A 13416-nucleotide genomic window follows, 5' to 3' on the forward strand; every position below is an offset into this window, starting at 1 on the left:
TCAGTTGTTTTGGATGAATTTTGGTCATTGATAAACAATAAAAGAGGGGCTAGGGTTCGATTGTAGCCCTGTTCAGCCCAGGGCTGCCTAGATGGGTTACCCATAAATTTGGCGCTAAAATTTATAGATAAATACCATAACCACTTCAATACAAGCGGTTTAACCGCCTAAATAACAGCACAGAAACATTTTCAGATTTGGATTGCAGAACGCCTCTTTACCTCGTACTGAACAAATAACAACTAGTTTTACCTTTATCGATCTCTTTAGCGACCCTAATCGCAGCTTACCCGCCAACAGGTTAAAGATTACCTGAACATTAGCGAAAGTACCTACAAACGTAAGGTAAAAGATGGCACGTTAAAGCCTGTAAAACTTCCTGGTGGCGATCGTTTTTACGCGAAAGATTTACTGGCTGCCTACCTGGAAAGCCAGCAAAAGGGCCGTATTTAATTACCCCTGCATTACCTGTTGTTTACCCTTTGTTGCTACCAGGTTAACCCCAACGTTACCCCAGGGTTACCCCGGGGTTACCTTTTCTCTACCTAAAAGGTAAAGCCAGCGCCTGCTTTCGCAGAATGGCAACACCGCTTACGGTTATGCTGCCCTTAAGCAGGCTGCCACAAGTGGCCTGGCTGTGGCAACGCGGGCCAACCGTAACGGCTCATTTTGGCTCATAATCGGTGTTAATTGGCTCAATTTAGCTCATTTTAGCTCAAAATGAGGCACCAATGCTGTTAAGCCGCTAGGTTTGGGCATGGATTTAAACATACCGGTATAAACAGAAATCCTTTTTTAAACAAACATTTTTTACTGAAAACAAAAATTATGGCAACGTATTCAAAAGGCGCAAATGGCGCATTCCCGGGCAAAGTAGGCAGTATAATTGGCAGCAACTGGCGCAGCATAGATTACCTGAAAGGCCTGCCCAAAAAAGCATTAAACCCAGTACCGAACTGCAACCCCTGAAAGCCATCAGGTACTTTGCCAATCGGACCATTAAGAAAGGAGCGGGTAATGATTGGCCTGGTTTGCTAAGGAGAAAACGGCTGTTCAACTGAATATTAAATGCTCCATGTAATACCAGCTACAGGAGCATTTACTCCACGTTTACCTATTTGCTGATTTTTTTTTTAACAGTTCTTCGTATGCCGGTCCCTCACGTTTTTCCATACCATCAGAAATCTTTATTCCGGCTTTCTCAAACTCGCTGATTAATCTTTTATCGAAATCAGCGATGTATGATGCAAATGATAAAGAATCTTTTTGTTCAGGAATTGTTGTAAAAGGAACATGCGGTTCTTTAAACCTGTGCAACACGGCTTGAGTACTATCATTGCCTTCCAAAAGAACCGAGTCACCGTAGTTTGTAATCTTAGCTACATAATCTTTGGTAAGGTATTTTAAGGAATCATTTTCTATTTTATAAGGAAGCCTAAACCGGCCAACTTTCTGATTATAGAAAACTACATATTGCGAATCAATATCAAATTCGCTATATCCATTTTCCCTGGAAAACCGATGCCATTTTCCGATCAGTGATTTTTTATTTCCATCTATATTTTTAGGATTTGGCGAATCGCAGGCGGGAAGGATAAAAATGAAACAGGCAAGTAAATAAAATATGGATCTCATGATAACTAATTGTTAAATAATATTAAAAGCATTTTTACCCAGGTATTGATGAGCAAGTACCTGCAGTACATACTGCCCGGCTTATTGCCAGGCAGTAATGTGGTTGTGATCGGTTTAAACAAATGTTTACTGTGCCCAAATGCTACAGTTAATATTGCCATTCGTATTAGAACCCCATGTTTCCGAAACCATAATTGCAGGAATATTTAACTGGCCAAGCGTATATCCATAACTTTGCCATTTGTTGTAGTGGTTGGCAAAAGTAATAACGTGATTTTGTCCGGTAGAAGTTTTTGTAACCCTGGAGCTATAAATCTGCCTGAAGCCGTCACCACCGTCGATATTTTTACCTGTCATCCATCGGGTCCAAACGTTATAACCTGCTCCATCGGTTTCAAATGTTCCCAGGTAAGTGCCGCTGTGAGGTGAAACCGCACCCCAGGTTTCATTCACGTAATACTCATAATAAGGGCTTCTGCTCCACCCGTACCAGCCAAAAGTACCACCTCCGGAGTTTGAGTAAGCGCCCAGGTTATAACCTATCTTATAGGTTGCTGATCCTACTGAATAACCTTTACCACAAGTAAAATTACCGTTAAATCCGTTCCAGTTAACGCTGTAATTTCCGCCGGCACCATTGGCATAATTGACTGTACCGGTTGCGCCGTCACTCTTCCAAAGCGACCAAAAGAAGCCGTTATGTGTACCCGATTGATAAGATTCTACCGTGGCGACAGCTTTGGTAGGAGGGGGTGGAGCGGTGACTTCCCCAGGCGCCATCTTTTCGTCTTTTTTACAGCCTGTTAAACATGCAGCGCTTGCAAACATTAAGGTTGCAGCCATAACAAAAGTAACCTTCCTGGCTACACTTGTCAGTGATTTTTGTTTTTTCATATAAGATATATATATTGGTTAGGGAAGCAAAATAACCGCATTTAGATCTGGGATATGGCTAATAATCAGCAAATTTGTTATACAAATGTTCACACAGCCTGGAACTGCAATGGTCTACTGGCGTTTTTTTGCTGTCAGATTACAGAGGAGCATTACTTTAAGTATGCTTCGAACATTTTAAGAAAAAGATCCCGATCGTAAGATAGTTCTGCTGAATGGGATGCAGGCCGATATAGAAATTATTATCTAGAAGCGTTCATTGCTCCAGAGGTTTTTTCAGGAACAACCAAAATGATGAACAATGGGTGCTTGCTAAAGGAAGATAAACAGAAATTAAACAATCATAAAATACCATTTCTCTGAAACAGTATTTTATGATTGCCCTTCTTTGGTTTTGGATGACATTTCACTTTTGATTTTCTCCCGGTGCTGGATGCCCCATTCGGTCATGGCCCCAATGACTTTTTCGAGCGTATAACTATAAGGCAACAATTCGTATTCTATTACAACAGGATAGCCTACGGATACTTTTTTTATGATAAAACCATTCATTTCAAGGTCTTTTAGTTCGCTTGAAAGTACTCTGGCTGAAATTCCCTTAACCTGACGCTGCAATTCTGTAAACCTGTTGTTCCCCCTGGCCATTGCAATAATTATCATCAGTTTCCACTTACCGCCAACAGCATATAATGCATCAGCCATCCCATTTAGAATTTTATGGCACTCTTCCGTAAATTCTTTGTTTTCTACCGGTTCTTCTTTATTGTTCATTATGCTATGTTTTAATTAGTTGCTAACCTTTAGGTAACAGGTAATAAATTGTTAGCGAATATAATCTAATTTTGGTGATTATAAAAAGAACTTTTAAACACAAAAAAATAAAAATTATGACATTAGAAATTTTGAAAATCAAAGAAGAATTAAGGGACTTAATAGATGCTTATGCCTATTTAAGTGATGAAAAAAAGATCCCGGAAGTAATGGGGCTCTTTACGCCAGATGCCACCTACAAAGTTTATATGGGCGACTTTTTAGCTGCGAATGTGTCGGGAACTGAAACCATGGAAAAAGAATTTAACGGGCATGCCTCTTTAGTAAAAACCTATTTTACAATGAACGGGCAGCATACTGTAAAAATAGATGGCGATACTGCCACAGGTGTTTCTTTTTCTCAGATCAAAATGATCAGAGCATCTGAAGGTAAGTCCATTCTTACAGATTACAGCGTTAAGTATGATGACAAATATGTATGTCTGAACGGGAAGTGGTTAATTAAGGAGCGTATCGGCTATTTTATAATTGTAGAGGAGAGACCATTTAACGGTTAACACAAAAGCAAAGGGTAGCCATTCTTGTATCCATTGTCAGAGCCAATATGCTCATAGCTGTGCTGCAATTAACGGTTACCCTTTTTTGTAAAACAACGACAGGATATGGTAGTAAGTGTAAAATGAATGAAGTTAAAGAAACATCAACCATACAATTAAATAAGCAAACAGTCTTTAATTTGTGCCTGGTAACTTATGTCATGGCAAACCGGGCAATTGAAGACGGGCAAAAAAGGGAAAAACCACTTTTTAAAACGATGGAACAGTTCCCGGCATAAACCTGAATAGCTTGTTTCCGTACATCATAATCAGACGCTAAAGGAGTATCTGCGTTAAACGCATCATCATAAGCAGGCAGCCTCCGGTATTGGCCTCCAAACTAGTATTTATGGAAGCCGTTAGGCAATGGGGAGATGCCTTCTCCCTTTTTGTTTTCGGATAGCGGTGATTGCCATTTGCATGTCACAAAGAGTGGAATATACTAAAAAGTATTTTTAATTAAACTTTTTGGTATATTTTTGTGTCGTAAAATTTATTAACATGCTTACTAAAGCCGAAAGAACAAAGCAATTCATCCTGGAAACAGCAGCCCCTATCTTTAATCAGAAAGGAATATCCGGCGCTAATATAGACGATGTGCTTGCTGCCACAAAATTGACTAAAGGATGCCTTTATGGTCATTTTGAAGGCAAGGAAGATCTTGCTTTACAGGTTGTTGATTTCATGCTGAAAAGCAACGGCGAAAAAATGTTATCAACTATCAGCAAGGGGAAAACAGCGAAGGCTAAAGTGTTTGCCTTTCTCGACTTTTACAAAGATCCCTTGAATACCTATCTGAAGGGCGGGTGTCCGATATTTAATGTCGCGGTTGAATCTGATGATAATTTCCCGGCCATCAAGGAAAAAATAGCAGGTGTTATCCGGCGCGGACAGGAAATATTTATTGGTGTTTTAAATCAGGGCATTAAGGACGGGGAGCTTTCTGATAAACTTGATCCCGCTGTTTATGCATTTAAAGCCGTAGCTGCTGTTGAAGGTGCTGTGGTGATGTGCAGGTCTATGAATACAGCAAAACCGATGGCGAGTTTGCTCAAAAGCCTGAAAGCAGAATTAGAAAGTTACGCAATCTAATTTTTTTTCATTTAAAATATACTAAAAAGTCTTTTAATAGTTTTTAACTATTAAAAAATATAAAACCATCTCGCAATTTAAATTAAATGCAAAATCACGTGTAAAAATATACTAAAAAGTCTATACTTAAGAAAATATGGAATCAAAACAAAAAACGGTTTTAGTCACAGGTGCCTCATCAGGCATTGGGCTGCTTGTTGCAAGCAAGCTCCACGAAAATGGCTACAAGGTTATCGGAACAAGTAGGAACCCCGAAAAATACCTGGCAAAACTGCCATATAAGTTACTGCCATTAGATCTGAACGATGACCATTCCATAGTATCTTTTGGTCAGTTGCTCTTCAGTCAGATCAAACAGTTGGATGTGTTGGTTAACAACGCTGGTTACCTTGTAAATGGACTTGCGGAGGAAACTCCTATTGAGTTGGGCAGGCAGCAGTTTGAAACCAACTTTTGGGGAACGATCAAATTAACCAACGAGTTGCTACCCTACTTAAGAAAACAAAAACATGGAAAAATAATCACCCTCGGTTCTTTACTGGGTTTAGTGGGGCTTCCAAATGTGTCCTATTATGCGGCTTCCAAACATGCACTCGAAGGTTATTTTAAATCATTGCGTTTTGAATTGAACCAGTTTAACATCAAGGTGGTAATGGTTGAGCCGATGAGTTTTAAAACCAATATTGGTGAAAGTGGAACTGTTGCTACAGGAACGATCCCAGCATATGATACCTTCAGGCAAAAGGTAACCGCCTATACTAAAAGTACATTTGATAATGCACCCGATCCTGCACCGGTTATCGCTACTTTATTGCAAACAATAAAGGAAAAGAATCCAAAGTTTAGTTACCCTGTCGGAAAAGGATCATCAATCGCACTGCTGCTTCAGCATTTCTTTTATAAGGTTTTCGAAAAATCCATTCTGAAATCTGTAAATGCTTCAAAATAAAATTATCACTAGAAATTATAATCATGCAAATAAAAGGAAAAACGGTACTGATCACCGGTGGGGCATCAGGTATCGGGCTGGAAGCAGCAAAGCAATTTTTGGCTAATGGAGCTAGTGTAATCATCACTGGCAGAAACCAGGGAAAATTAGATGATGCCAAGAAGCTATACCCCGCGATTATAACCATTAAAAGTGATGTCTCAGAGGCCGATGATGCACAAGAACTTTTTAACCAGGTGCAGCAACTGGGCGGTATTGATATATTATACAACAATGCAGGTGTTTTAACTGATCCTATCAATCTCGGATCGGCAAACGAAAGGCATTTTAAAGATGCTGCCTACGAAATAAACGTCAATTACCTTGGGGTTATCCGGCTTAACGACCTTTTCATAGACATGCTCAAATCGAGGAAAGAAAGCGCAATCATCAACACAACCTCATTACTTAGTTATGTTCCTTCATTACTGGAAGCAACTTATTCAGCCTCTAAAGTAGCACTGCAGTTTTACACCAGATCGCTTAGAAAACACCTTCAGATTTTGAACAGCAGCGTAAAGGTTTTTGAACTTTTACCTCCACTTGTGGCAACCGAAATGACCACCGATATGAACGGAAAAAAAATGAGTGCGGCAGATATGGTGAAAGCGTTTATTGCCGGTCTTCAGAAAGATAAGCTTACGATCCGTATAGGTGATACTAAAACAGTGTATATACTTAACCGGATTTTTCCAAAAATGGTTTTTAATCTGGCTAATCCTAAAAAAAGTTATAAATTAATATCACAATAAAAATTACTTCGTAAAATCCATCGTATTGCACTGATGATTAATAATATACAAGAATATGAAAGCATTTATAATAGATAAATACAAAAGCAAGGAAGGTGGTAAGATTGAAAATGTACCCATTCCTGTACTGAAAGCTGATGAAGTATTGGTAGAAGTATACGCTGCCGGCATAAACGTTCTCGATTCCAAAATAAGGAAAGGAGAATTCAAACTTTTTTTGCCATATAAAACACCATTTATTTTGGGCCATGACCTGGCAGGTATAATAACTAAGGTTGGTGCGCAGGTGCAAAAGTTTCAGGTTGGAGACCATGTTTATGCTCGGCCCGCAGATCATCGTATTGGAACTTTTGCAGAGTTTATTGCCGTTAATGAGGCCGATTTAGCAATAAAACCTGCGGCGCTTACCATGGAGGAAGCGGCGTCTATACCACTCGTGGGCCTCACTGCATGGCAGGCATTCATCGAAAAAGGGCAGCTGCAAAAAGGAGAGCGGGTTTTCATTCAGGCTGGCTCAGGCGGTGTGGGCACATTTGCCATTCAATTGGCTAAATATCTGGGGGCTACAGTGGCCACAACAACAGGTACAGCCAACATAGAGTTGGTAAAAAGTCTCGGTGCAGATGTTGTTATAGACTATAGAAAGGATGACTTTGAGCAAGTTCTGAATGATTATGATCTGGTTTTAAATAGCCAGGACGGATTGACGCTTGAAAAGTCGCTAAAGGTATTAAAACCAGGCGGAAAGCTCATCTCAATCTCTGGTCCTCCTGATCCGGATTTTGCGGAACAAATCGGTGCCTCCTGGTTCGTGAAACTGATTATGCGCCTGTTGAGCTCAAAGGTAAGGAAGAAAGCAAAAATGCTGAATGTGGATTTTTCCTTTCTGTTTATGAGGGCGAGCGGATCTCAGTTGAATGAAATTACGATGCTTATAAATGCCGGGGCTATTAAACCTGTGATAGACAAAATTTTTCCTTTCCAATCGGCCAATGAAGCAATAGCTTATGTAGAAAGTGGTCGTGCCAAAGGAAAAGTAGTCATAAAAATCAAGTAAATAATCGATGAATGTTCGGTTGTATTTTTGTTTATTCCACAACAAAAGCCTTAACTTGAAAAGTTTGGGCTTTTTTGTTTTTTTGCTCTGCCTTAAAATAATTATCTACGAAAATTTCGTCACCTCAAAACACACGTTGGTGGTAAAAAACATCGTTCATCAAAGAGATTTGTTAGTTCATCTAATAGTTCCTTTATTTGTTCATTCTGTTTTTATCCTAATTATTTGATTAACCAAAAATACGCTCAATGATTATTATGTTATATGAGGCCGTTGGGCGATCTGGCAAATCATTTACCTGAACTTTAAATATTATCATAGATTTTCAAATGATTAAAATACCATACAAAAAACGGATGTTCTCAACTGATTTATCAAATACTGAATTAGTCAAAAATATAATGTTCGAACTTGATAAGCTAGGATATGATGTAATTAGAGAGGATCGAAAGAGTATAGAATTTAAGTATAATATATGGCGATTCGGCTCCCGGACTGAAACTTTTCGTCGCGTAGACGGAGGAATATTCGAAATAAATCCTGAGGGTGGAAGTCTCATTTTTACTTTTTACATCTCTTTAACCTTTGAAATCCTATTAACAGGTATAATTGCGCTGATTGGCCTTTTTCAGGATCCCTTTATTTTGCATTTTATAGTTTTTATCTGGCTGATGTTTTTGTTCAGGGTATTTGCAGTGAGAGACACGGGTATGAGGATGCTGGTTAACGTGATAAAGGCTACTGTTTAGCGATAAAGACCAATTTTTTAATGTATCTGTTGCGAATATGCAATTTGGGCTTGTTTTTAATCTGTCATTTAGTAAATCCACTTTCAAAGCCAATGCTTTGTAGCGTTTTAATGCGCTTTGTCGTTTTTCATTAAAAACAAAATAGACGATGAAAAAAATAGCGCTTGTATTATTGTTGGGTGTTGCCCTACTAACCTGTAAAAAAAATAAAACTTCCGATTGTGGGGACAAAATCTGTACTGAAGAATTTGCCTCGGTAATGTTAAAATTTGTAGACAATAAAGGCGCTGGCGCTGAAGTAAAAGATTTCAATGTAATCAACCAAAGAACAGGGGAGCGGGTAACAGCTAATTCGAGTATTTCTACAAGCACCATAAAAGGCGCATTTATTATCGTTGATGATAATAATAAACTTGGTCTGTCAGAAGAGGGAGATGATCTGAAAATTACTGGTACCTCTGTAGAAACCAAGCAAACCAAATCTGTTGTGATTAAAGTACGTGGGGGTAAATGTGCATGTCACATTAGTAAAGTCTCCGGACAAGATCAGGTTACTTTCGATTAAAGCTGTTCTGTATATTCAAAATCTATAGCCTTAACCTTAGTTGAGGCTTTTTTGTTTTAATAAAATCAGCTTCAATCTGTGCTTTTATTGCTTGTTAGAAACCGAATATTTTTTTAAGCAAGGTCTCAAACATTTCTTTTAAATCTTTCTCATTGTATTAAAGACTTGTTAATCATTGAACTGTGTAAATAATTTAGGGTAAATATTTGATTTTTATGAAAAGTATTGTTTAGTTTAGCTAAACAAAATTATAATTTATGTAAACAATATCTTAACCTTAATTTAACTATGAAAACATTGAAACTTTTACCATCCCTAATTTTTCTAATGGTTTTGTCTATCATGTCATGCAAAAAGGCCGACACAACTGCTCCAGAAGAAAAACAAATTTCAGATGAACAAGCCTTAGCAAAAAATGCCCCGGTTGCGAAACCTAAAAAAGTTTTGTTTATAGGTATTGATGGCTGTGTATGGAAAGCCATTACTGCAACAAACGCACCCAACCTTAAAACGTTAATGAATCAATCGTACACCAGTACCAATGCATTGGCCCAGGTGCCTACCTGGTCATCAAATGGTTGGTCGGCATTGTTTACAGGCGTGGGGGTAGCCAAACACAAAGCTTCCGATAATAGTTTTTCGGGATCTGATTTTGTAAACTATCCTTCTTTTTTCAGGCAGATCAAAACCAGTTTGCCTGCCTTGCGCACTGCATCAATTGTGACCTGGTCTTCGATCAATAATTTTATAGTCGCAACGCCAGATGTAACGGTGAAACAGAATAGTGCAAATGATAACGCTACAGAAACCAGGATTATTCAGGAAATTACTACTAGTAATACCGATGTTGCGTTTTGCCATTTCGATAATGTTGACCATGCCGGGCATGCCAGTAATTATAGAACCACAACCCAAATGTACATGGATTCGGTAAAAGCTGCCGATGCACGTGTGGGCAGGATATTAACCGCTTTAAAAGCAAGGCCAACTTATAACAACGAAGATTGGTTAATTGTTGTAGCCACAGATCACGGTGGAGATTTAAGCCATGGCGGTTCGAGTTACCTTGAACAAAATGCATTTATCATTCTAAACAACAGTGCCATTTCTCCTCAATTGGTTAATGCTTTACCAACTACCGCAACAGAATCGACACCGCACAGCATTTCTACTGTTAATTTTAAAACTAATGTTTATGGACAGCTGCCAACGCTCAGTAGTCTTAACCTTAGTGCAACAAGTAGTTTTACCATCGAGTTTAGGGCAAGGGCAACAACCGCCACCAGCGATCCGGTAATTATAGGGAACAAAAACTGGGCAAGTGGTTACAATAAAGGTATTATTATTGCTAATAGAAACGGCATAATCAGAGCCAACTTTGGCGACGGTACAAACAGATTGGATATTGACGGTGTTGATTTAACCGATCAGTTGTGGCACCAGGTGGCGATAGTGGTTAACCGTAGCACGCAAAAAGCAACCATGTACGATGGTGGGATTCAGGTGGCTGAAGGTAATATTTCGGCAGTTGGCGATCTGCAAAGCGGCACTGCATTTAAAATCGGACAGGATGGAACCGGAAATTACAGCCCATACTTTACCGGTAATATATCAGAAATCAGGTTGTTTAAATCTGCTCTACCTGCAACGAGCATTAACGCATACAGCTTTACTGCTTTAACTTCATCACATCCGCAAAATGCCGACCTGGTTTTATACACCAAAGGAAACGAAGGCACCGGAACTACTTATAATGGAAGTTTGGTTGCACCTCAAATTAGTATCCTGACTAAAAGTAGTGCAACAGTTACCTGGAGTGCCTTAACCACGCCAATATTTAAACTTAAAACAACCGATTATCATGGTGCACCATATTTGTATAATGTACCGCCAACAATATTAAAATTTTTAGGGATCACTGCGCCTAACTATTATGATGGGCAAGCCCTGGTTAATTTTTAAACATAAAAAGAGGGTGTATCATAAATATAGATTTGTCATTCTGTCCAAAGGACTCCTGTGGAGAGCTTGTTGAAGGACCTGTTGAAATACGCTTTAAGGTGTTTCGACAGGCTCAACATGACAGGATCTGGGCTGAAATCGCCTTTATGATACATCCTCCATTATTAATTTACTCCGAGAATAATTTTAATCCAGCAATGTCCAGGTTTTTCTGGCCTGTACCTGCTGTACAACTTGCTGTTCGGCAACCACAATATTTTCTTTGCGCTGGCCAATATATTCTAATCCACTCAACTTATTCCAAAGCGCTACCAATACACTCATAAATTCGTTGGCCATTAGCATACTGTTGTTAATTTGTTTATGATCGTAAACCAGTTCGATGGTTTTGGCTAAAAGCTCTTCGAAGTTTCCCGGGGTTACATCTTTCCACTCGTAAAAATACTTTAACAGTTCTTCTCTTTCGCGGGGATCAATCAGTTTAATCGCCGTAAAAAAAATGTGCGCCAGGCTGGAGAAATAACCTACTAAAACTGCTGGCGATTCGCGGTGTGCAATGTTTCTGTACTCGTAAAATAAACCTGCAATGTAATCTACAATTTTCTCTGAAATTAGACGGATGTTCTTGCCTAACGGCGTAATGTTGTCCCTTCCTCCTGTTTTATCGATAATTTTAAAAGCCGCCAGCTGTAAATCATTTAGTAAAACACTAAAAGATTCATAATATCTAATCAGGGCTGGATGACTTGTTATGGTTGAGCTGGGCGGTATATAACTGTTGTTGATCGATAACCTGCCATTTTCATAGTAAACCTGCCCTATGGTTAAGAAATAACTATCTGCTGTTTGTGAACCCACCTCGCTCTCCGGTAAAACCGCAATAGAATAATTTTTGGCAAGTTCAGGGTAACGGATCGGGTTTTCTTCAGGGTTTGGTGTGCCCGTTGGTACACGGTTAAACGGACTCACTACTAATAAAATCACATAGTTACGCGGTTCCGACTGGCCAAAATAGTGGTTGTGTACCAGCGTATCCATATTATCTGATTGTACAATATCAATGTGGCAGCCTTCGGGCGTAATGGCATTACAGTATCTTACCCTTACCTCGATATGGTTGGTTGCTTTTTCGATAATTTCGATATCGTGCGAACTTTTATAGCCTGCAAAAGGCGGTAAAAATCCGTAATTACTATTGTTTAAATGTAGAGAGGCGGCATCGCGTACAAAGTCCTGCAAATAAAGATCACTTAATGTAAAATGATCACTGGAAAGCTTCATGCCATTAATCCAGTTAATGGATTTATATTTTAGCGGCTTTATCATGGTAGATGTTTTTAATTATAGATTAGATAAAGATAGCACTTTCTCCAACTTCATTGGGTTTGTTTACGTTTTCAGATACCCGCTTAGCGTAAATCGTCATTTTTTCGGTAATGCCATTTTCGATAATGTCGAGATCCGGATCGATGAAAATATTGCGTTTAAAAAAAGAAGTTTTGATAAAGAAAATCCATTTATAATTTTCCATATCATCGCCCCTGAATTCTACAGGGCTTTTGGCAAATTTTAAATTGTAATCATCAATAAACTTGTGGAACCAGATACCGAAGTTCATGTTCTCTACGGCTTTTACCTTTACCTTTAAAGGTTCGGGATCGCTGCTTTTTTTGTAAAGCTCCAGCTCCAGTACCAATAAACGGTTAAAATCTACATGGTCCATGTTGATGTCCAAAGGAGTGTCAGGATATTTCCAGATCTTGTAGATTTCTGAAGGGATACCAAGCAGTGCAACATAAGCCCACCAAAAAATAAGTGGAACAAAAAAACAGGTGATGCTGCCAGCACCAAACCACCCAAAATTTACTGAGCTTAACCAGTTAAAGGCGAGCTGAAATAAATAAACAGCTAAAATGGCCGAAATTAAAGTGGCGAAAAAGATAAAAACCTTGCGCTCCAGCACATCTTTAGGGTAGTATTTGGTTAACAGATAAACGAAAACTGTGCCCATCAAGAGATAAAAAATACAGCAGATAATATAGCCCCAGGGCATAAAATTAAAGTTTAGGAACCCTAAAAATCCCGGAAGGGCTAAAATAATGCCGATGAGCAGAACACTTACGATAAGTCTTTTGTTATTGAGGAACTGGTTCTTTTTGTTGATGATAGAAAGCACCGCTGTTGATACTAAGAAAATCAGCGGGAACAAGAGAAAGCGAATAAAAAATGATTGAACGTCCATTAAATTTTTATAGATGTGATGTACTGCAAATATAGTATCTTTAGTATTTGATTATAATCGTTATTTTTCAGTAATAAAAATTTAACCTATAACAAAAATGAAGCCTTAAAGTT

14 protein-coding genes and 1 pseudogene are annotated in these 13416 nt (G+C 38.7%); 10 read left to right on the forward strand and 5 right to left on the reverse strand.

The features are described 5' to 3' along the window. Nucleotides 1-297: 297 nt before the first annotated feature. A pseudogene (locus tag ASU31_RS27235) lies at nt 298-453 on the forward strand (helix-turn-helix domain-containing protein); the annotation flags it as partial. A 375-nt stretch (nt 454-828) separates the two neighbouring features. Further along, complete coding sequence (locus tag ASU31_RS27540; RefSeq protein ID WP_157258045.1) at nt 829-969, forward strand: DUF6266 family protein; 141 nt, start codon at nt 829-831, stop codon at nt 967-969. Between the two features lie 141 nt (nt 970-1110). Here ASU31_RS27540 and ASU31_RS15955 read toward each other — a convergent pair whose 3' ends face one another. The 3 genes from ASU31_RS15955 to ASU31_RS15965 all read right to left on the reverse strand — a co-directional run bounded on the left by ASU31_RS15955 (nt 1111) and on the right by ASU31_RS15965 (nt 3300). Next, nucleotides 1111-1635: a hypothetical protein gene (locus ASU31_RS15955; RefSeq protein ID WP_057933274.1), complete on the reverse strand. Its 525-nt coding sequence runs from the start codon at nt 1633-1635 to the stop codon at nt 1111-1113. A gap of 126 nt (nt 1636-1761) precedes the next feature. Next, nucleotides 1762-2529, reverse strand: a complete 768-nt coding sequence (locus ASU31_RS15960) for a glycoside hydrolase family 11 protein (RefSeq protein ID WP_057933275.1) — start codon at nt 2527-2529, stop codon at nt 1762-1764. A 372-nt stretch (nt 2530-2901) separates the two neighbouring features. After that, nucleotides 2902-3300 carry a winged helix-turn-helix transcriptional regulator gene (locus ASU31_RS15965; RefSeq protein ID WP_057933276.1) on the reverse strand — a complete coding sequence of 133 codons (399 nt, stop codon included), beginning with the start codon at nt 3298-3300 and terminating at the stop codon, nt 2902-2904. A gap of 116 nt (nt 3301-3416) precedes the next feature. On the opposite strand from ASU31_RS15965, the gene ASU31_RS15970 reads away from it, so the two are divergent. From ASU31_RS15970 to ASU31_RS16010, 8 genes are all read left to right on the forward strand, one after another. Further along, nucleotides 3417-3857 (forward strand): nuclear transport factor 2 family protein, encoded by a 441-nt coding sequence (locus ASU31_RS15970; RefSeq protein WP_057933277.1) that lies wholly within the window; start codon nt 3417-3419, stop codon nt 3855-3857. Nucleotides 3858-4397: 540 nt separating this feature from the next. After that, complete coding sequence (locus ASU31_RS15980; RefSeq protein ID WP_057933279.1) at nt 4398-4988, forward strand: TetR/AcrR family transcriptional regulator; 591 nt, start codon at nt 4398-4400, stop codon at nt 4986-4988. A 136-nt stretch (nt 4989-5124) separates the two neighbouring features. Then, on the forward strand, nt 5125-5937 hold the full coding sequence (locus tag ASU31_RS15985) for an SDR family NAD(P)-dependent oxidoreductase (RefSeq protein ID WP_057933280.1): 813 nt from the start codon (nt 5125-5127) through the stop codon (nt 5935-5937). A gap of 23 nt (nt 5938-5960) precedes the next feature. Continuing rightward, on the forward strand, nt 5961-6728 hold the full coding sequence (locus tag ASU31_RS15990; protein ID WP_057933281.1) for an SDR family oxidoreductase: 768 nt from the start codon (nt 5961-5963) through the stop codon (nt 6726-6728). 55 nt (nt 6729-6783) lie between these two features. Then, the gene (locus ASU31_RS15995) at nt 6784-7785 is read left to right on the forward strand and encodes an NADP-dependent oxidoreductase (protein WP_057933282.1); all 1002 of its coding nucleotides are present in this window, start codon (nt 6784-6786) and stop codon (nt 7783-7785) included. A gap of 329 nt (nt 7786-8114) precedes the next feature. Then, a complete protein-coding gene (locus ASU31_RS16000; RefSeq protein ID WP_057933283.1) occupies nt 8115-8534 on the forward strand; it encodes a hypothetical protein in 420 nt (139 codons plus the stop codon). Nucleotides 8535-8682: 148 nt separating this feature from the next. Then, nucleotides 8683-9099 (forward strand): hypothetical protein, encoded by a 417-nt coding sequence (locus tag ASU31_RS16005; protein ID WP_057933284.1) that lies wholly within the window; start codon nt 8683-8685, stop codon nt 9097-9099. Between the two features lie 288 nt (nt 9100-9387). Then, nucleotides 9388-11061, forward strand: a complete 1674-nt coding sequence (locus ASU31_RS16010) for an alkaline phosphatase family protein (protein ID WP_083505392.1) — start codon at nt 9388-9390, stop codon at nt 11059-11061. Nucleotides 11062-11247: 186 nt separating this feature from the next. Here ASU31_RS16010 and ASU31_RS16015 read toward each other — a convergent pair whose 3' ends face one another. Beyond that, nucleotides 11248-12387 carry a hypothetical protein gene (locus ASU31_RS16015; protein WP_057933286.1) on the reverse strand — a complete coding sequence of 380 codons (1140 nt, stop codon included), beginning with the start codon at nt 12385-12387 and terminating at the stop codon, nt 11248-11250. Nucleotides 12388-12409: 22 nt separating this feature from the next. Beyond that, nucleotides 12410-13303: a TssN family type VI secretion system protein gene (locus tag ASU31_RS16020; protein ID WP_057933287.1), complete on the reverse strand. Its 894-nt coding sequence runs from the start codon at nt 13301-13303 to the stop codon at nt 12410-12412. Nucleotides 13304-13416: the final 113 nt, after the last annotated feature.

The organism is Pedobacter ginsenosidimutans (genome assembly GCF_001442625.1).
Classification (GTDB): domain Bacteria; phylum Bacteroidota; class Bacteroidia; order Sphingobacteriales; family Sphingobacteriaceae; genus Pedobacter; species Pedobacter ginsenosidimutans.

Bases quoted from the DNA above. Each gene is read 5' to 3' on its own strand.
- ASU31_RS15985 (WP_057933280.1), top strand. From the start codon at position 5,125: ATGGAATCAAAACAAAAAACGGTTTTAGTCACAGGTGCCTCATCAGGC.
- ASU31_RS15990 (WP_057933281.1), top strand. From the start codon at position 5,961: ATGCAAATAAAAGGAAAAACGGTACTGATCACCGGTGGGGCATCAGGT.
- ASU31_RS16005 (WP_057933284.1), top strand. From the start codon at position 8,683: ATGAAAAAAATAGCGCTTGTATTATTGTTGGGTGTTGCCCTACTAACC.
- ASU31_RS15960 (WP_057933275.1), bottom strand. From the start codon at position 2,529: ATGAAAAAACAAAAATCACTGACAAGTGTAGCCAGGAAGGTTACTTTT.
- ASU31_RS15995 (WP_057933282.1), top strand. From the start codon at position 6,784: ATGAAAGCATTTATAATAGATAAATACAAAAGCAAGGAAGGTGGTAAG.
- ASU31_RS15970 (WP_057933277.1), top strand. From the start codon at position 3,417: ATGACATTAGAAATTTTGAAAATCAAAGAAGAATTAAGGGACTTAATA.
- ASU31_RS27540 (WP_157258045.1), top strand. From the start codon at position 829: ATGGCAACGTATTCAAAAGGCGCAAATGGCGCATTCCCGGGCAAAGTA.
- ASU31_RS15955 (WP_057933274.1), bottom strand. From the start codon at position 1,635: ATGAGATCCATATTTTATTTACTTGCCTGTTTCATTTTTATCCTTCCC.
- ASU31_RS16020 (WP_057933287.1), bottom strand. From the start codon at position 13,303: ATGGACGTTCAATCATTTTTTATTCGCTTTCTCTTGTTCCCGCTGATT.
- ASU31_RS15965 (WP_057933276.1), bottom strand. From the start codon at position 3,300: ATGAACAATAAAGAAGAACCGGTAGAAAACAAAGAATTTACGGAAGAG.
- ASU31_RS16010 (WP_083505392.1), top strand. From the start codon at position 9,388: ATGAAAACATTGAAACTTTTACCATCCCTAATTTTTCTAATGGTTTTG.
- ASU31_RS15980 (WP_057933279.1), top strand. From the start codon at position 4,398: ATGCTTACTAAAGCCGAAAGAACAAAGCAATTCATCCTGGAAACAGCA.
- ASU31_RS16015 (WP_057933286.1), bottom strand. From the start codon at position 12,387: ATGATAAAGCCGCTAAAATATAAATCCATTAACTGGATTAATGGCATG.
- ASU31_RS16000 (WP_057933283.1), top strand. From the start codon at position 8,115: ATGATTAAAATACCATACAAAAAACGGATGTTCTCAACTGATTTATCA.